This window comes from Streptomyces parvus (assembly GCF_014648875.1).
GTDB lineage: Bacteria > Actinomycetota > Actinomycetes > Streptomycetales > Streptomycetaceae > Streptomyces > Streptomyces parvus.
In genome coordinates this window covers 158,406-174,656 of the sequence record NZ_BMRY01000006.1, presented here as the reverse complement: position 1 = coordinate 174,656, position 16,251 = coordinate 158,406, and the positions used below count along the sequence as shown (strand labels likewise).

At 72.6% G+C, this 16,251-nt stretch carries 16 protein-coding genes and 7 tRNA genes; 12 read left to right on the top strand and 11 right to left on the bottom strand.

Annotated features, from left to right (window positions below; translation table 11 throughout):
- The first annotated feature begins 31 nt into the window (after positions 1-31).
- Positions 32-328 carry a TFIIB-type zinc ribbon-containing protein gene (locus IE140_RS20035; RefSeq protein WP_010070170.1) on the top strand — a complete coding sequence of 99 codons (297 nt, stop codon included), beginning with the start codon at positions 32-34 and terminating at the stop codon, positions 326-328.
- A gap of 106 nt (positions 329-434) precedes the next feature.
- Here IE140_RS20035 and IE140_RS20030 read toward each other — a convergent pair.
- From IE140_RS20030 to IE140_RS20010, 5 genes are all read right to left on the bottom strand, one after another.
- Positions 435-509 (bottom strand) — tRNA-Val (locus IE140_RS20030).
- Positions 510-542: 33 nt separating this feature from the next.
- Positions 543-614: transfer RNA gene (locus tag IE140_RS20025), tRNA-Val, on the bottom strand.
- 19 nt (positions 615-633) lie between these two features.
- Positions 634-705 (bottom strand) — tRNA-Val (locus IE140_RS20020).
- A gap of 1 nt (position 706) precedes the next feature.
- Positions 707-780: transfer RNA gene (locus tag IE140_RS20015), tRNA-Cys, on the bottom strand.
- 38 nt (positions 781-818) lie between these two features.
- A tRNA-Gly gene (locus tag IE140_RS20010) sits at positions 819-891 on the bottom strand.
- Between the two features lie 157 nt (positions 892-1,048).
- On the opposite strand from IE140_RS20010, the gene IE140_RS20005 reads away from it, so the two are divergent.
- From IE140_RS20005 to IE140_RS19995, 3 genes are read left to right on the top strand one after another with little or no spacing between them, the layout of a single operon-like run.
- Positions 1,049-2,104 (top strand): chorismate-binding protein, encoded by a 1,056-nt coding sequence (locus IE140_RS20005; RefSeq protein ID WP_176741688.1) that lies wholly within the window; start codon positions 1,049-1,051, stop codon positions 2,102-2,104.
- Positions 2,104-2,925 carry an aminotransferase class IV gene (locus IE140_RS20000; protein ID WP_150197567.1) on the top strand — a complete coding sequence of 274 codons (822 nt, stop codon included), beginning with the start codon at positions 2,104-2,106 and terminating at the stop codon, positions 2,923-2,925. Before IE140_RS20005 ends, IE140_RS20000 begins: the two co-directional genes overlap by 1 nt.
- Positions 2,926-2,965: 40 nt before the next feature.
- A complete protein-coding gene (locus IE140_RS19995) occupies positions 2,966-3,802 on the top strand; it encodes a GNAT family N-acetyltransferase (protein WP_150197565.1) in 837 nt (278 codons plus the stop codon).
- Between the two features lie 47 nt (positions 3,803-3,849).
- Here IE140_RS19995 and IE140_RS19990 read toward each other — a convergent pair whose 3' ends face one another.
- Positions 3,850-4,368 carry a DsbA family protein gene (locus IE140_RS19990; RefSeq protein WP_167533571.1) on the bottom strand — a complete coding sequence of 173 codons (519 nt, stop codon included), beginning with the start codon at positions 4,366-4,368 and terminating at the stop codon, positions 3,850-3,852.
- Positions 4,369-4,536: 168 nt separating this feature from the next.
- On the opposite strand from IE140_RS19990, the gene IE140_RS19985 reads away from it, so the two are divergent.
- Both IE140_RS19985 and IE140_RS19980 read left to right on the top strand, forming a co-directional pair.
- The gene (locus tag IE140_RS19985; protein ID WP_093438118.1) at positions 4,537-5,010 is read left to right on the top strand and encodes a hypothetical protein; all 474 of its coding nucleotides are present in this window, start codon (positions 4,537-4,539) and stop codon (positions 5,008-5,010) included.
- A 168-nt stretch (positions 5,011-5,178) separates the two neighbouring features.
- Entirely contained in the window at positions 5,179-5,334 is a 156-nt protein-coding gene (locus IE140_RS19980) for a hypothetical protein (protein WP_010057260.1), read from the top strand.
- A gap of 39 nt (positions 5,335-5,373) precedes the next feature.
- Here IE140_RS19980 and IE140_RS19975 read toward each other — a convergent pair whose 3' ends face one another.
- Complete coding sequence (locus tag IE140_RS19975; RefSeq protein WP_150197564.1) at positions 5,374-5,958, bottom strand: CGNR zinc finger domain-containing protein; 585 nt, start codon at positions 5,956-5,958, stop codon at positions 5,374-5,376.
- A 267-nt stretch (positions 5,959-6,225) separates the two neighbouring features.
- Positions 6,226-6,639 carry an SsgA family sporulation/cell division regulator gene (locus tag IE140_RS19970; protein ID WP_003959770.1) on the bottom strand — a complete coding sequence of 138 codons (414 nt, stop codon included), beginning with the start codon at positions 6,637-6,639 and terminating at the stop codon, positions 6,226-6,228.
- Positions 6,640-6,839: 200 nt separating this feature from the next.
- Here IE140_RS19970 and IE140_RS19965 point away from each other — a divergent pair, with 200 nt between their 5' ends.
- Together IE140_RS19965 and IE140_RS19960 are read left to right on the top strand one after the other, a co-directional pair.
- Entirely contained in the window at positions 6,840-7,295 is a 456-nt protein-coding gene (locus IE140_RS19965) for a TIGR02611 family protein (protein ID WP_032768107.1), read from the top strand.
- A gap of 54 nt (positions 7,296-7,349) precedes the next feature.
- A tRNA-Val gene (locus IE140_RS19960) sits at positions 7,350-7,421 on the top strand.
- Positions 7,422-7,532: 111 nt separating this feature from the next.
- Here IE140_RS19960 and IE140_RS19955 read toward each other — a convergent pair.
- A complete protein-coding gene (locus IE140_RS19955; RefSeq protein ID WP_150197563.1) occupies positions 7,533-10,307 on the bottom strand; it encodes an SCO7613 C-terminal domain-containing membrane protein in 2,775 nt (924 codons plus the stop codon).
- Positions 10,308-10,447: 140 nt separating this feature from the next.
- On the opposite strand from IE140_RS19955, the gene IE140_RS19950 reads away from it, so the two are divergent.
- Positions 10,448-10,519 (top strand) — tRNA-Val (locus IE140_RS19950).
- Between the two features lie 65 nt (positions 10,520-10,584).
- On the opposite strand, the gene IE140_RS19945 is transcribed toward IE140_RS19950, so the two are convergent.
- The gene (locus IE140_RS19945) at positions 10,585-11,310 is read right to left on the bottom strand and encodes a 3'-5' exonuclease (RefSeq protein ID WP_032768109.1); all 726 of its coding nucleotides are present in this window, start codon (positions 11,308-11,310) and stop codon (positions 10,585-10,587) included.
- A gap of 226 nt (positions 11,311-11,536) precedes the next feature.
- On the opposite strand from IE140_RS19945, the gene IE140_RS19940 reads away from it, so the two are divergent.
- From IE140_RS19940 to thrS, 3 genes are all read left to right on the top strand, one after another.
- On the top strand, positions 11,537-12,133 hold the full coding sequence (locus IE140_RS19940) for a DUF4365 domain-containing protein (RefSeq protein ID WP_189460586.1): 597 nt from the start codon (positions 11,537-11,539) through the stop codon (positions 12,131-12,133).
- Entirely contained in the window at positions 12,133-13,386 is a 1,254-nt protein-coding gene (locus IE140_RS19935) for a hypothetical protein (RefSeq protein ID WP_189460585.1), read from the top strand. The genes IE140_RS19940 and IE140_RS19935 overlap by 1 nt, the downstream gene beginning before the upstream one ends.
- A gap of 102 nt (positions 13,387-13,488) precedes the next feature.
- Positions 13,489-15,465 (top strand): threonine--tRNA ligase, encoded by a 1,977-nt coding sequence (thrS, locus tag IE140_RS19930; protein WP_150196560.1) that lies wholly within the window; start codon positions 13,489-13,491, stop codon positions 15,463-15,465.
- A 47-nt stretch (positions 15,466-15,512) separates the two neighbouring features.
- On the opposite strand, the gene IE140_RS19925 is transcribed toward thrS, so the two are convergent.
- Complete coding sequence (locus IE140_RS19925; protein WP_150196561.1) at positions 15,513-16,190, bottom strand: potassium channel family protein; 678 nt, start codon at positions 16,188-16,190, stop codon at positions 15,513-15,515.
- Between the last annotated feature and the right edge of the window lie 61 nt (positions 16,191-16,251).

The following is a 16,251-nucleotide window of genomic DNA, read 5'->3' as shown; positions in this document are numbered from 1 at the left end:
GACGGCACAACGAGGGCGAGGAGCCGAGTCGATGATGCAGTGTCCGAAGTGTCACGCGCAGATGAACACGTACAACCGCAACGGTGTTCAGATCGAGCAGTGCAACGGTTGCCGGGGGATATTCCTCGACTACGGCGAGCTGGAGTCGCTGACCCGTCTGGAGTCCCAGTGGGCCCAGCAGGCTCCGCCCGCGCCCCCCGCCCCGCAGCAGGCCTACCCGCCCGCTCCTCCCGCCGCCCACGCCCCGGCCTGGGGCGCGCCGCAGCACGGCGGGCACTACGGCCACCGCCGCCAGAAGGGCTTCGGCCGGATGCTCTTCTCGTCCTGAGCCGTCCGAGCCGCTTCCTGCGTGGCCCGGGGCCCGGGCCACGCAGGGCGGGGTGGGCCGTACGACGAAAGAACCCCCGGCCGTGGAGACGACCGGGGGTTCTTGCTGGTGCGCGATACTGGGATTGAACCAGTGACCTCTTCCGTGTCAGGGAAGCGCTCTCCCGCTGAGCTAATCGCGCAGGTGAACCTGCGTTTACCGCGTGTGTACTGCGTGCGCGATACTGGGATTGAACCAGTGACCTCTTCCGTGTCAGGGAAGCGCTCTCCCGCTGAGCTAATCGCGCGGGGATCCTTGCGGATCAGTGGACGATACTGGGATTGAACCAGTGACCTCTTCCGTGTCAGGGAAGCGCTCTCCCGCTGAGCTAATCGTCCTTGGAGGTGGAGACGGGATTTGAACCCGTGTAGACGGCTTTGCAGGCCGTTGCCTCGCCTCTCGGCCACTCCACCAGGGATGGGGGCTCGGGAAGAATCCCCCACCTTCTGCGAGCGGACGACCAGGTTCGAACTGGCGACCTCAACCTTGGCAAGGTTGCGCTCTACCAACTGAGCTACGTCCGCTTGTCTTTCCCGTTCCGCTTGCGCGTCCCGGCGACGTGTTGAACTCTAGCGGATTCCTGGGCCAGTACAAAAACGCGTTTGCGCAGCGTGCTGCGGCGGCCTGGGCCCGGTCCCCGCCCCGGCGCAGGTCACCGCGCACCGTCCTAGACTCGTTCGCGTGTCCGACCTCGCCCCCTTGGCCCGTTTCGACGGCCTCACAGCCTCCGGTCTGCAGGATGTGACCCACGATCCCGCGGCGCTCGACTCGTCCGGTTTCTGGGCTGTATCCGCCGATTTCGAGGGGCGTATCGTCTGCGCCCGCTTCTCCGACGTACGCAGGGAGGCGGTGCCCGCTCCCGTGCCCGGAGCCTGGCGCGGACCCGCTGTCGGCGACTGGACCTCCTCGCTGGACCGTGACGCCTACACGGCGGGCGTACGGCGGATCCGTGAACACATCGCGGCGGGCGACGTCTACCAGGCCAACCTCTGCCGCGTGCTGTCCGCACCGCTCCCCGACGGCGGGGCCGGCGCCGACGTCGACGCCCTGACCTCCCTGCTCGCCCGCGGCAACCCCGCCCCGTACGCGGGAACGGTCCGGCTGCCCGGCCACGGTGTGGAGATCGCCACCGCCTCCCCGGAACTGTTCCTCCGGCGCGACGGGCGGACGGTGGAGTCCGGGCCGATCAAGGGCACCGGCCGGACCGAGGACGATCTGCTGGAGAAGGACCACGCCGAGAACGTGATGATCGTGGACCTGGTCCGCAACGACCTGGGCCGGGTCTGCGCCACCGGCAGCGTGAGCGTGCCCGATCTCTGCGTGGTGGAGAAGCACCCGGGCCTCGTCCACCTCGTCTCCACGGTCCGGGGCCGGCTGGCCGACGGAGCGGGCTGGCCGGAGCTGTTCGCGGCGGCCTTCCCGCCCGGCTCGGTCACCGGCGCGCCGAAGTCCAGCGCACTGCGGATCATCGCCGAGCTGGAACGGGGTCCGCGCGGGCCGTACTGCGGGGCGATCGGCTGGGTCGACGCCGACCGGGGCACCGCGTCGCTCGCCGTGGGCATACGGACGTTCTGGATCGACCGGACCGGGCCGGCGCCGCTGCTGCGGTTCGGGACCGGCGCGGGGATCACCTGGGGTTCGGACCCGGAGCGCGAATGGGACGAGACCGAACTCAAGGCCTCCCGGCTGCTCGCTGTAGCGTCGGGGACGCAGCTGGAGACAGGAAGGGACGCATGATGAGGATCTGGGTCAACGGCGGACTGCGGGACGCCGACGACGCCCGGCTTTCGGTGCTCGACCACGGTCTGACCGTGGGCGACGGCATCTTCGAGACGGTGCGTACGAGCGAGGGGCGCCCCTTCGCGCTGACCCGGCACCTCGACCGTCTCGCCCGCTCCGCCCGGGGCCTCGGCCTGCCCGACCCGGACCACGACGAGGTACGGCACGCCGTCGCCGAGGTCATCGACGCCAACCCCGTCGCCCTGGGGCGGCTGCGGATCACCTGCACCGGCGGGCTGTCCCCGCTCGGCTCGGACCGGGGCGACCACGGGACGAGCCTCGTCGTCGCCCTCGACGGGGTGAGCCGCCGCCCGGACACCACGGCGGTGATCACCGTCCCCTGGACCCGCAACGAACGCGGCGCGCTCGCGGGCCTGAAGACCACCTCGTACGCGGAGAACGTCGTCGCCCTGGCCCGGGCGCGGGAGAGGGGCGCGTCCGAGGCGCTGTTTCCCAACACCGCCGACCGGCTCTGCGAAGGCACCGGCTCCAACGTGTTCGTCGTCCTCGGCGGCCGCATCCACACCCCGCCGGTCGCCTCCGGCTGCCTCGCCGGGATCACCCGCGCGCTGGCCGTCGAGTGGACCGGCGCGGAGGAGACCGACCTGCCGATGGAGGTGCTCGCCGAGGCCGACGAGGTGTTCCTGACCTCGACCCTCCGCGACATCCAGGCGGTGCACCGGGTCGACGGCCGGGAGCTGACGCCGGAGATCGGGCCGGTGACGGCGAAGGCCATGCGGATCTTCGCCGAGCGGGCCGGTGACGACCTCGACCCGTAAAGCGCGTGACGGGGCGTCGTCCAGGGGATACAAACCTTTGATGACGACGACACTCCGGCCGTCCGGGCCGCTTCAGGAGGGGGCCGACGGCGCGCGGGCCCGCCACTACGACGTGTGCGACAACGGGCGGCCCGTCGGCTCCGTCGCGATCAGCACCGACGACGCGTTCGGCCCGACCGCCGGAGTGCTGCGCTCCCTCAGCGTCGAGGAGTCCCGGCGCAGGCGCGGCCGGGGCGTCATCGCGGCGCTCGCCGCCGAGGAGGTGCTGCGGGGGTGGGGTTGTACCCAGGTGCGCGTGGAGGTCCCCGCCGACAACGACCCGGCCCGGCGCCTCGCCGCGGCCCTCGGCTACACCGAACGCAGCCGCAACATGGTCAAGGACCTCGGCCCGGACACCGCCCCGCTGCCCCAGGGCCTCACCTCGCGCGCCATGAGCGAGGAGGAGTTCGCCGGCTGGCGGCAGGACGCGGTGCGGACGTACGCCCAGGGCTGGATCGACCGCGGCGTCTCCCCGGAGCAGGCCCGGCTCAAGTCCGAGGCCGACCACGCCGGCCACCTGCCGGACGGACTGGCGACCGAAGGGGTGCGTTTCCAGGTGCTGGTCCGGGCCGGCGAGGTCGTCGGCCATGTGTGGGTGGCCCTGCGGGAGCCGGCGCCGGACGGCACGGGCGGATTCGTCTTCGACGTCGAGGTGCGCGAGGAGCACCGGGGCCGGGGCCACGGCCGGACCCTGATGCTCCTCGCCGAGGACATCACCCGCGCCTGGCGCGCGGACCGGCTCGGCCTGCACGTCTTCGCGTCCAACACCCCGGCCCTGCGGCTGTACGAGTCCCTCGGCTACACGACGACGCGGTACAACCTGGCCAAGGCGCTGTAGGTCCTCTCCGAGGCGGCCGCCCGGTTCCCGCCCCCGGCCTGCCCCGGCTAGCGGTCCCGTGCGGCCAGGGTCCGGTCGACGATCTCCTCGATCCGCTCGCGCAGCCCTTCCTGGCTCTTGCCGCCGTCCAGCCGCTCGTCGCCGATCACATAGGTGGGGGTTCCGGTGACGCCGATCGCCTTGCCCTCCGCATGGTCGGCGTCGACGATCAGCAGATGCCGGCCGTCGATCAATGCCGTGTCGAACTCCTCGGTGTCCAGGCCCAGTTCGCGGGCCACGTCGAGGAGCACCGGCTCGCCCGTGCGGCCGAGGTCGTCGGTCCGGGACAGCAGAGCCTCGATGTACGGCCAGCCCCTGCCCTGTTCCACGGCCTCCTCGGCGGCCTGCGCCGCGGCGAAGGCGTGCTTGTGCTTCTCCAGCGGGAAGTGCCGCAGCCGGATCTCGACGCGGTCCCCGTACCGGGCGCGCAGGGCGCGTACGTCGTCGAGGGCTCGGTGGCAGTCGGGGCATTCGAGGTCGCACCAGAGGTCGAGGGCGACCGGTGCCGCGGGGGTGGAATCGCTCATACGCCCAGTCTTCCAGGCCGGGCGGACGCGACCCAATCGGCACCGGGCCCCACCCCCTGGGGAGGAGCCCGGCCCTGAAATGTCCCTGAGGTGGGCCGCCACCGTGGCCCCGACGGCGCTCGTCGGTGCAGGATGGAAGGGACGTACCCCCTGCGCCTGGAGGCCGTGATGCTTGCCGAGACCATCTGTTCCGCGGTGTCGGCGGCCGGCCTGGGCATCGCCGCGGTGACCGCGTACCGCAAGCGGTTCCTCACGGCGACGAGGATCGCCGCCTACTCCCTCGTCCCGGTCGGGCTCGTGCTGACCGGCGTTGTCGAGTGGGTCGCCGGGATCGCCTTCAAGCCGAGCGTCTGGCTCGGCTTCGGGGTGCTCGGCCTGTCCTGGCTGCTGTTCATGACCACCCGCGCCATCGAGCGCCGCAGCGGCACCACCCGCGCGGAACGCAAGGCCGCGCGGGCGGCCGGGCGGAACGAGGCGGTCGCCCCGGGCGCCTCGGCCCCCTCGCTCGGTGCGGGCGGTGGAGCCGGACCCGCGGCGACAGCGGCGAAGCCGCAGTCGAAGCCGAGGAAGAAGCAGGAGGCCGCCGCGTCCGGCGACGACTTCAGCGACATCGAGGCCATCCTCAAGAAGCACGGCATCTGAGGCCCCGGGTGCCCGGCGAGCCCGGGCGCCCGCGCCTTCCCGGTCCGAATGCCTGACGGCGACCCGTACGCCGGAGCGATTTCCCATGGCCACGGGACGGTGAACTCCCGGGGGAATGACCCCGGTTGAGCGCGAACCCGCTTATGCGTGCGTCATGATCACACCGAGATGGTGGACACTTCCCGGGGCGAAGCCCCCGCACGCCCCGCCGAAGAGCCCCGCGGCTGCCTCTTCGCGCTCTCCCAGCCGCCCCTGATGATCTTCCTGACGGTCATCGGGGTGCTGCTGCTGATGGCCGCCCTGCACGACCTCTTCATGCTGTGACGCGCCGCGCCGCCGCGCGGGGCGACGCCGGCGACGGCGTCAGCCCGCGGCTTCCTTGCGCCGGGCCCGGTACGCCGCGACGTGGAGCCGGTTCCCGCACGTACGGCTGGAGCAGTAGCGGCGGGAGCGGTTGCGCGACAGGTCGACGAACGCGTGCCCGCAGTCCGGGGCCTCGCACCGCCGCAGCCGCTCCTGCTCGCCCGCCACGATGATGAAGGCCAGTGCCATCCCGCAGTCGGCCGCGAGATGGTCGGCGATCGAGGCGTCCGGCGCGAAGTAGTGCACGTGCCAGTCGTAGCCGTCGTGGTCGGTGAGCTGCGGGGTGGTCCCGGCGGCCGCGACGAGCCGGTTGACCAGATCGGCCGCGGTACGGGGGTCGGAGGCCGCGAATACCTCGGCGAAACGGGCCCGCACGTCGCGCACGGCGGTCAGGTCCTTCTCGCCGAGCGTGCCGACCCCGCTGATGAGATGCCGCTCCGCGAAGCCGTACAGCGCGGCGATGTCGGCGAGCCCGTCCTCGGGACCGTCCCCGGTCCCGTCCGGCGGCGGCTGGCTCTCCGGCGCGGTGTTCATCAGATCGACCACCGTGTCGAGGGCGATCCGGGTGTCGTGAGGGATCAGCACGCTTCGCTCCCTGGCCTCCGGCGGGCGGGCGCCCGCCGATGGCGGCTGACTCTACTGGCTCGGCCCGTCGGCCCCCGGGCCGGTGCGGGCCGTGCCGGGAGCGGAACGGACCCTCCGGAGCCCGCGAGGGGGAGCGGGAGGGGGAGACGCACCGGCGCCGTCGTCGCGGTGGATTCCGCGGCGACGGCGCCGGTGTCTGCCCTATGCGGTTGTCGGCACGGCGCCGTCGCCCCGAGTCGGACGGCGTCGAGCGGCTCTCTGCCTGGCTCAGCTCTCGGCCAGGATGTGGGAGAGCTCCGTGTCCAGATCGAAGTGGCGATGCTCGGTGCCGGGCGGAACCGCGGCGTCGGTCCTCTTCAGGAACGACTCCAGGGCCCGCGCCGGAGCTTCGAGCAGGGCTTCTCCCTCCGGGGAGCTCAGGGCGATGCATACGACGCCTTGACCGTGACTACGAGATGGCCAGACGCGGACGTCTCCGGTGCCGGTGGGCCTGTGCAGCCCCTCGGCGAGGAGGTCGCGGGCGAATACCCATTCGACCGTCTCCTCCGCTCCGGTGTGGAAGGTGGCGTGCACGGCATAGGGATCGGCCGTGTCATACCGCAGGCCCGCGGGTACAGGCAGTGAGGACTCGCTCGACACAACGAGGCGCAGGTGCAGCTCGCAGCTGACCGTGGTGTTCATAAGCGCCAGGGCCTTTCGCTCAGTGTGCGCTCGGGGATTCGCACGTCGGCGAAATCGACATGCCACCTACGGTGGCGTTGTAAACCCCTCTGACCCATTTGTGATGCTTCGGGTCCCTCGCTCAGCGGCGTGTAACTTTGAGTTATGCGTCCATTCCAGTGACAAAAGTGTGACCGGGGCGGGTCGGGTAAGTTGGGTTCATGAACGCGGAGAGTGACGAGCGGAACAGGGTCGCCGAGCAGGCGCCCCCGGCATCCGCCACGGGGGAATCAGACCGGGAGGAACGCGAGCTCGGTTCGCGGGCGCCCGGCTTCATCAAGGCGTCGAAGGCGCTCCATCTGAGCTGGCAGGTCGGCGTCTTCGTCGTCGGCCTCGGCGTCGTGATCGCGGGCGTGCTCATGCTGGTGCTGCCCGGGCCCGGCTGGCTGGTGATCTTCGCCGGCATGGCGATCTGGGCGACCGAGTTCGTCTGGGCCCAGCTGGTGCTGCGCTGGACCAAGCGCAAGGTCACCGAGGCGGCGCAGCGGGCCCTCGATCCCAAGGTCCGGCGGCGCAACATCATCCTCACCACGGTGGGGCTCGTGATCGTGGCGGTGCTGGTCGGGATCTACGTCTGGAAGTTCGGGATCACCATGCCGTGGAAGATCAGCGAGTAACCCGGGAACGGTCCAGAAGCACCGCTGACATGGGGTAATGTTTGCGGTGCGCCCGGGCGATTAGCTCAGTGGGAGAGCGCTTCGTTCACACCGAAGAGGTCACTGGTTCGAACCCAGTATCGCCCACCCGGACAGAGGGCCCGGGAGACAGATTCCGTCTCCCGGGCCCTCTGCGTTGCCCGCTTCCCCGCCGGTCCGGGAGCCGCCGCGAACAGCGCGCCCCCGGACCGGCACACCTCACCGCATCCGCCCCAGCGCGTCCTTCAGCCGGCGGGCGTCGCGCAGCCGCTGCTCGTACGTCGCCCCCACCACCAGCAACAGCAGCCCGGCCAGCGCCGGCGGCAGCCACCGGGGGAGCGCCCCGGCCACCTGCACCACGTACGGCGCCAGCTCGTGCAGCCCGTCCAGCGCCAGCACCGCCCCGCCGAGCAGCAGCAGCGCCTGGAGGCGGTACCGCGCCCCCAGCAGCGTGATCACCAGCGCCGACAAGCCCAGCAGCAGCGGCCGCTGCCAGTCCGGATCGGTCCAGGCCACCGCCAGGCTCGGCAGCAGCGTCGCCGCGAGCCCCGGACCGTACGCCGTCCACGACGAGGCCTCCGGGTCCTTCCGCCGCCGCAGGAACCCGACCACCAGCGCGGGCGCGGTCACCGGCAGCGTGTACGCCTCCGGGAACGACACCTCCGAGGCCGCCAGCCGCACCCAGGTGGCCAGCACGAACAGCGCCGCCGCCAGGTAGGCCGCCACCGGCCGCCGCTCCGGCCGCACCGCCGCACCCGCCGCCAGCACCCCGCACAGCGCGAGCACCAGGGCCAGGAACGGCGCGTCCGGCACCGCGAGCGCCACCGCGACCAGCGCACCCAGCGCGCCCGTCAGCTCCACCGGCAACGCCGCGGGGTTCCGCCGCAGCCGGGCCCCGAACAGCACCGTCAGCGCGGGCACCAGGAGCATCAGCGGCGCGGCCTCGTGCGGGGCGAGCCCCAGAGACCGGCCCGCGAACCCCGTGAGCACGGTGCCCCCGACCGTGGCGGCGACCGCGAACACCGCACGCTCCACCCCGGCCCCCGCCCGGACCGCCGCCCCGGCGAACAGGGCCGCCAGCGCGCCGAACACCGCGTAGGAGGCGCCCTCGGACGCCAGCGACAGCAGCCCGGCGCTCACCGCCCCGGCCAACGCCGCCACCAGCGCGGTCACCGGAACCGCCGCCGAACCCTCCCGGCCGCTCCCCGTGCCGCGTACGGCCAGGGCGAGCAGACCCGCCACCAGGACCGTCTCCCCGGCCACCGCGACCGCGTAGGGCACATCCAGCACGGCCCCGGTCAGCAACAGCGCACCCCAGCCCAGCACCGCCGCCCCCGCACCGGCGGCCCCGCGCAGGGCCGCCCCGGACGGTCGCCTGCGGGCAGCGGACGCCCCACCGGCGTACCAGGGCGCTCCGGCCCGGCCCCCGGCGTACCAGGGCGCCCCGGTCCCGTGCGGCGCTCCGGAAGCCCCGGGTGCGGCCGCGCCGGGTGCGCCCGGGGCCTCTGCGCCCGACGCGCCCGGGGCCGGCGTGCCGACTGTCCCTGCGGTCCCGGCGCCCGGCTCCGGCGTTCCGGCGCCCGGTGCTCCCGCCGAGCCCGCCGGACCCGCGCCGTACGCGGCCGCACCGCCCGACCCCGGCTCCTCCCGTGCGATCAGCGACGCGGCGATCCGGGCCGGCGACGGCCACCACCGGTACGCCGACCCCAGCAGCCCTGCCGACACGGCGAGCACCACCGGGGTCGCCGCCAGGCCCGTCCACGGCAGCGTCGAGCCCAGTGCGGCCCGGAAGCCCTCCGGCGATCCCGCCCACACGTCCGACAGCAGCGTCACCGGGCCCAGCAGCACCGCCGCGAGCCCCGGCAGGGCCCCCGCCAGGGCTCCCGCCACCACCGCGGCCGACGCCACCAGCGCTCCGATCGCCGCGTTTCGCGGCAGCCGGGTCCGTACGACCGCCGTCAGCGCCAGGCCGGCCGACAGGTACGCGAGCACCGCCCAGTCCTCCGGCACCGCCGCCGCCGGGACGCCGCCCACCGCGGCCACCGACGCGAGACCGGCCACCACACCGCCCGCCCGCGCGAACCCCCTCGGCGCGCGCCACGCCCCGGCCAGGGCCGCCACCGCGGCCGTCAGCAGCAGCGCACCGGGCGCCAGGGCCCCGAGCGGCCCGGAGGCCGTCACGGACAGCGTCAGGCCCACCATCAGCGCCGAGAACGCCATCACCGATCCGCCGACGCACGCCGTGACCCGCGCCCCGGTGCCCTTGCCCCACAGGGCGATCGCCCCGTCCAGCACCGCCGTGGCCAGCAGCGCCCACCCGACCACCAGCGCCGACGCGCCCGCGGCCCACGCCCCGAACAGCAGCGGCCACTGGGCGAGGACCACGGCGGCGGGCAGCGGAAGGCGAAGCTTGCCCAGCGCCAGCCCGTACGCCGTCCACAGCGCCGCGAGCACAGCGGCCGCGACCGCGGTGAAACCGAGCCCGTCGGTGTCCGGGGCCGCCACCGCGTGGACCGCGTAGGCGTCCAGCAGTGTCAGCACCAGGGCAAGGGCGGCCAGCGCCTCGGCGGTGGCCGTCAGCCCCCGTCGCAGCAGCACCGCCGGGGCGGCCAGGGCCCCCACGGTCACCGCGGCCAGCACGGCCGACCGGCCGCCGATCCCCATCGAGCCCCAGCTCACCAGCGTGAACGCGATCGCCGCGACCGTCAGCAGCAGACCGCCCAGCGTCAGCAGGACGTTCTGCGCGCTGCGCGGCGCGGATGCCTGCTTCGGGGGGACGTGACCCCACGGCTGGGCCGGAGCCCCCGGGCGGCCGGGAGCGGGCGCGCCCCAGGCCGACGGGTTCCAGCCGGGAGCGGCCGTCGGCGCGGGCGGCCGCAGCGCGGCGAGCAGCCAGGCACGCCGGGTCAGCAACTGGGCCCGGCGGGCGTCCAGCTCGGCCAGTTCACGGTCGAGGCGGGCCAGTTCCTCGGCGGGCGGGGGCACATGTTCCATGTACGGGAGTGTGAGCCCCGGCCACCCGGCCCGTACATGCGCTCGGATACTCACTTCCCGGCCGGGACGCCCTGAGTAGAGCGGCGCCGGAAGCGGTTTGAACGAAGCCCGCGAAGCCCTGTATGGTTCAACCCGTTCCCGGGCGATTAGCTCAGTGGGAGAGCGCTTCGTTCACACCGAAGAGGTCACTGGTTCGAACCCAGTATCGCCCACCGGGGAAAGCCGGTCCGCAACGATCACGCGGGCCGGCTTTCGTATGTCCGGACCCTCGGACCCCTCACGCCGCCGCGGGCAGCTCCGGGCGCAGCGGCCACGACGGGTCCACCGCCTCCGGCGTCCCGCTCTTCGCGAACCAGGCCTCCAGGCCCCGCGCCTGGGCCGCGTGCCAGGTCGCCTGAAGCGTGTGCAGCTCCGACGGCGACAGCCGCTCCAGCCGGGTCGAGAAGCGCCGGCACACCGCCCGCACCAGCTCCAGTGAAGCCGTCGCGTCGGCCGCCGCGTCATGGGCCCCGTCGAGTACCACCTCGTAACTCGCGCACAGATCCGTGAGCGTCCGGCGGCCCTTGCGGTAGCGGTCCAGATGCTTGTCCAGCACCCGCGGGTCCACCACCCGCATCGGCACCCCGTCGAGATACCGCGCCAGCGACGACGCCCGGTGGCGCTTCAACTCCCGGTCCAGCAGCGTCAGATCGAAGGGAGCGTTCATCACGACCAGCGGCCGGCCGGTCGCACAGCTCTCCGCCAGCGCCCGGGCTATCTCGTCCATCACCGGGGCGGGCCAACGCCCGTTGCGCTGAAGGTGATCGTCGGTCAGCCCATGGATCTCGGTCGCCCCGGGCGGGACCGGAATCCCCGGATTGACCAGCCAACGGGTCACGCGGACGCGACCGCCCGCGGTGTCCTGCGCGACGAGAGCGGCCGAAACGATCCGGTCCCGCTCGACGTCCACGCCTGTCGTCTCCGTGTCAAAAGCGGCCAGCGGCCCTTCGAACCAGTGCATCATCCCCGAACTCCTCGCACCCGCACGGCAGATGGAATGATTCCTCTGCCCGATATCGGTGATACCCGGGCTGTTTGCCTGATACGCCGTTTGCGGTCGGTCTGATGCGGTGACAACACAGGTGAGACGTCGGGGAGTTGCCGTTGACGTCCGTCGATCCGTCCCGCCCACCACACCCGTCGGCAGGCTGCCTGCCGACGATCGGCACGCCCGGAAGGCACACGGAGCCATGGCGCTCGCGCAGCCCGACCCCGGGGGAACCGCCCGCACCGAGCCCTTCGGGCCCCGGTCGCCGCAGCAGCCGGACACGCCGCTGCGCGGCTCCCTCGCCACCACCGCCTGCATGGAGACCCTTCAGGTGGGCTACCTGCACGCCGTCGCGGCGGCGGCCGGATGCTCCCTGTCCCAGCCCTTCCCCGACAACGGCATCGACTGGCACGTCAGCCACGGCGCCCCCACCCACACCGTCGACGACGAAGTGACCATCAAGGTGCAGCTCAAGTGCACCTACCAGATACCGCCGCACCCGGCGGGCGGGGCGTTCTCCTTCACCCTCGACAACGCCCACCTCGTCAAGCTCGCCCGCTCCCCGGTGACGGTGCACAAGATCCTGGTCGTGATGATCGTGCCCCGCAGCCAGGACGACTGGCTGCGCGCCGGGCCCGGCGGCCTCGACCTGCGCCACTGCTGCTACTGGACCAACCTGGCCGGCCACGCGGTGACGGGCCGGTACCGGACCACTGTGCGCATCCCGACCTCGCGGATCTTCGACGACCGCGCACTCTGCGACATCATGGCCCGGGTCGGGGCCGGAGGGAGACCCTGATGCACCGGTCGATGGACGAGCCCACGGGCGCGGCGGGACTGCCCGCCGCCCGCTCGCACCCCACCGCCCGCCCATGGCCCCCGCCGCTCGCCGAGGCGGGCACCGAACTGCCCGACCCCGCCGTCCTCGGGGCCCTCCTGCGCCGGCACGGCTGGCAGCGGCGCGGGGGAGCGCCGGGACGCTACGGCCGCTGGACCCCGCCCGGGGCCGCCGCCGGGGCGACCAGCCTGCTCGTGCCCGAGAGCGCGGCCTTCCCCGACAGCGGGGAGCTGATCGAGGAGGCCCTCATCGCCCTCGGCCGCAGCGCCGCCCCATCCGCCCGCGACGTCCTCGTCTCCCTCGCCGTGCCCAGCGACGAGATCCGCTGGTGGCGCGAGGTCCCCGAATCGGCGGCCGGAGCGGCCGGGGCCGCGGGCTGGACCGAGGCCGAGGAGCTGAGGTCGGCCGCCCGGCAGGTCCTCATGGCCGGAGCCCTCGCGGCCCGCGGCCGGGCCGGCTACCACGGCGCCCGGCACCGCCGGAAGGCCCGGGCCGCCCTCGACGACGCCCTGATCGGGCCCGGCGCCGACGGCCGCACCCTCACCGCGTACGTCCCCGTCGCCTCCGGGCGCGCCGTCGCCGTCCAGCTCTGCCACGCCCTGCACGCCACCCGGGAGGCCGTGGACTACCAGCGGGCCACCGGCGGCATGGAGGCCTTCGACAGCGCGATCGCCGCGGGCGTCGGCCGGGAACTGACCGAATCTCTGATCGCCCTGGTCCGCGGCTGTGAAGGGGCCCGGATCGACCTGCGGTGGGCGCCCGCCGCGGGCACCCCGGACGGCTGCCCGGCCCGCCCCGCGCCCGTCGAGTTCTCCCCGGGCGACCTGCCCGCCCTCCGCGCCGCCGGAGCCCGCTACCTCCGCGACGAACCCGCCGTGCAGGTCCGGCTGACCGGCGCGGTGGTCCGGTTGCGCCGCTCCGGGCCGCGCGGCGCCGGGATCGTACGGCTGCGGGTGCTGGCCGGGGCCGAGGTCGCGCACGTCCGCGTGGAGCTGGACGAGGAGGCGTACCGCATCGCGGGCCACGCCCACCTCGTGGGGCTGCCGCTGCGGGTGGAGGGACGCCTGGAGAACCGGGGCGGCTTCCGGCGGCTCACCGGCGCCTCGCAGGTCGCACCCGTCCAGGTCGACGAGGCGGAGCGGGACCGGCTGATGAAGGCGCTCCAGGAGAACGTCGACTTCTTCGAGGAGGCGTGCGCGGGGGAGGAGGCGTAGGGGCCCGCCCGGAAGGCGTTCGCATCGGGGGCTGAGGGCTCGGTACGATTCGTATTGCCCAGCCGTACGAAGGCAGGCATCCCCCTCAGTCAGGAGAGACCGGTGTCAGACGTCCGTGTGATCATCCAACGCGATTCCGAGCGGGAAGAGCACGTGGTGACGACGGGCACGACCGCCGGTGAGCTCTTCCCCGGTCAGCGCACCGTCGTCGCAGCGCGCATCGGCGGCGAGCTGAAGGACCTGTCCTACGTCCTCCAGGACGGCGAGAGCGTCGAGCCCGTGGAGATCTCCTCCGAGGACGGCCTCAACATCCTGCGCCACTCCACCGCGCACGTCATGGCCCAGGCAGTGCAGGAGCTCTTCCCCGAGGCCAAGCTCGGGATCGGCCCGCCGGTCAAGGACGGCTTCTACTACGACTTCGACGTCGAGAAGCCGTTCACGCCCGAGGACCTCAAGGCCATCGAGAAGAAGATGCAGGAGATCCAGAAGCGGGGCCAGAAGTTCTCCCGCCGTGTGGTCTCCGACGAGGACGCCCGCGAGGAACTGGCGGACGAGCCGTACAAGCTGGAGCTCATCGGCATCAAGGGCTCCGCCTCCTCGGACGACGGCGCGGACGTCGAGGTGGGCGGCGGCGAGCTGACCATCTACGACAACCTCGACGCCAAGACCGGCGAGCTGTGCTGGAAGGACCTCTGTCGCGGTCCGCACCTGCCCACCACCCGGTTCATCCCGGCGTTCAAGCTGATGCGCAACGCCGCCGCGTACTGGCGCGGCAGCGAGAAGAACCCGATGCTCCAGCGCATCTACGGCACCGCCTGGCCCACCAAGGACGAGCTGAAGGCGCACCTGGAGTTCCTGGAGGAGGCCGCCAAGCGCGACCACCGCAAGCTCGGCAACGAGCTGGATCTCTTCTCCTTCCCCGACGAGATCGGCCCCGGCCTCGCGGTCTTCCACCCCAAGGGCGGCGTCATCCGCCGGGCCATGGAGGACTACTCGCGCCGCCGGCACGAGGAGGAGGGCTACGAGTTCGTCTACTCGCCGCACGCCACCAAGGGCAAGCTCTTCGAGAAGTCCGGCCACCTGGACTGGTACGCCGACGGCATGTACCCGCCCATGCAGATCGACGACGGGGTGGACTACTACCTCAAGCCGATGAACTGCCCGATGCACAACCTGATCTTCGATGCGCGCGGCCGCTCCTACCGTGAACTGCCGCTGCGCCTCTTCGAGTTCGGCACGGTGTACCGGTACGAGAAGTCGGGTGTCGTGCACGGCCTGACCCGCTCGCGCGGTTTCACGCAGGACGACGCGCACATCTACTGCACCAAGGAGCAGATGGCGGAGGAGCTCGACCGCACGCTCACCTTCGTGCTGAACCTGCTCCGCGACTACGGGCTCACCGACTTCTACCTGGAGCTGTCCACCAAGGACCCGGAGAAGTACGTCGGCTCAGACGAGACCTGGGAAGAGGCCACCGAGACGCTCCGCCAGGTCGCCGAGAAGCAGGGCCTGCCCCTGGTCCCGGACCCGGGCGGCGCCGCGTTCTACGGCCCGAAGATCTCCGTGCAGTGCAAGGACGCCATCGGCCGTACCTGGCAGATGTCGACCGTGCAGCTCGACTTCAACCTGCCGGAGCGGTTCGACCTGGAGTACACCGGTCCCGACGGCTCCAAGCAGCGCCCGGTGATGATCCACCGTGCCCTGTTCGGCTCCATCGAGCGCTTCTTCGCCGTGCTCCTGGAGCACTACGCGGGCGCGTTCCCGGTCTGGCTCGCCCCGGTCCAGGCCGTCGGCATCCCGATCGGCGACGCCCACATCCCCTACCTCCAGGAGTTCGCCGCCAAGGCGCGCAAGCAGGGGCTGCGGGTGGATGTGGACGCGTCCTCGGACCGGATGCAGAAGAAGATCCGCAACCAGCAGAAGAACAAGGTCCCGTTCATGATCATCGCCGGTGACGAGGACATGGCCAACGATGCCGTCTCCTTCCGCTACCGCGACGGTTCGCAGGAGAACGGCATCCCGGTCGACGAGGCCATCGCCAAGATCGCGAAGGCCGTCGAGGACCGCGTACAGGTCTGATCCGTACGCCGGAGTCGATCCTTGACGCAGCAACGGCCCCCGGAGCGCTAACCCCGCTCCGGGGGCCGCTTCTCGTCCTCCCTGGTGAACACCTGGATCAGCCACGACGAGAACGAGCCCGTCACCGCGCCCAGCAGCGCGAGACCGCCGGCCATCAGCCCCGCCGCGACCACCCGCCCCCAGAACGTGACCGGGGCCGCGTCTCCGTAGCCGACCGTCGTCAGCGTCGCGCAGGCCCACCACACCGCGTCGCCGAAGGTGCGGATGGAGGCGCCGGAGGCTGTGCGTTCGAAGTGGTAGACCGCCAGTGAGGCGGCGAAGCCGAGGAGGGCGGCGGTCAGGCCGGCGTAGGACATCACTCGCGCGTACAGGCTCAGCCGCGGCCGGTCGCGGCGGCGCTGCACCACCTGGTACACCTGGACCATCCGTAGCGGGCGCAGCAGCGGCAGCAGCAGGACCGCGGTGTCGAGCCAGTGCGTCCGGAGGAAGCGCGCGCCCAGGCCGCTGAGGTGCAGCCGGGTCGCGTAGTCGACGAGGAAGAGCAGCCAGGTCGACCAGACGAGGATCAGCGCGATGTCGTTCCACGGCTGGGCGTCGTGCGGGGTCAGCACCCGGACCGCGTACCCCGTCAGGAAGATCAGCCCCGCGAGGAAGAGCGGAACCTCCGTGCGCTGCTCCCAGCGGGTCAGCCGGGCGGGTGGATCGGGGGTGGTTCGGTCGCTCATCGCCTCAGCATCGTGGGCGGCCGAGCGGTCCGGCCCCGGCGACACGCTACGCCGGGGTGAC

Coding starts and splice junctions, on each gene's coding strand:
- IE140_RS20035 (WP_010070170.1), top strand. CDS start 32: ATGATGCAGTGTCCGAAGTGTCACGCGCAGATGAACACGTACAACCGC.
- IE140_RS20000 (WP_150197567.1), top strand. CDS start 2,104: ATGAGGATCTGGGTCAACGGCGGACTGCGGGACGCCGACGACGCCCGG.
- IE140_RS19995 (WP_150197565.1), top strand. CDS start 2,966: ATGACGACGACACTCCGGCCGTCCGGGCCGCTTCAGGAGGGGGCCGAC.
- IE140_RS19990 (WP_167533571.1), bottom strand. CDS start 4,368: ATGAGCGATTCCACCCCCGCGGCACCGGTCGCCCTCGACCTCTGGTGC.
- IE140_RS19985 (WP_093438118.1), top strand. CDS start 4,537: ATGCTTGCCGAGACCATCTGTTCCGCGGTGTCGGCGGCCGGCCTGGGC.
- IE140_RS19980 (WP_010057260.1), top strand. CDS start 5,179: ATGGTGGACACTTCCCGGGGCGAAGCCCCCGCACGCCCCGCCGAAGAG.
- IE140_RS19970 (WP_003959770.1), bottom strand. CDS start 6,639: ATGAACACCACGGTCAGCTGCGAGCTGCACCTGCGCCTCGTTGTGTCG.
- IE140_RS19965 (WP_032768107.1), top strand. CDS start 6,840: ATGAACGCGGAGAGTGACGAGCGGAACAGGGTCGCCGAGCAGGCGCCC.
- IE140_RS19955 (WP_150197563.1), bottom strand. CDS start 10,307: ATGGAACATGTGCCCCCGCCCGCCGAGGAACTGGCCCGCCTCGACCGT.
- IE140_RS19945 (WP_032768109.1), bottom strand. CDS start 11,310: ATGATGCACTGGTTCGAAGGGCCGCTGGCCGCTTTTGACACGGAGACG.
- IE140_RS19940 (WP_189460586.1), top strand. CDS start 11,537: ATGGCGCTCGCGCAGCCCGACCCCGGGGGAACCGCCCGCACCGAGCCC.
- IE140_RS19935 (WP_189460585.1), top strand. CDS start 12,133: ATGCACCGGTCGATGGACGAGCCCACGGGCGCGGCGGGACTGCCCGCC.
- IE140_RS19925 (WP_150196561.1), bottom strand. CDS start 16,190: ATGAGCGACCGAACCACCCCCGATCCACCCGCCCGGCTGACCCGCTGG.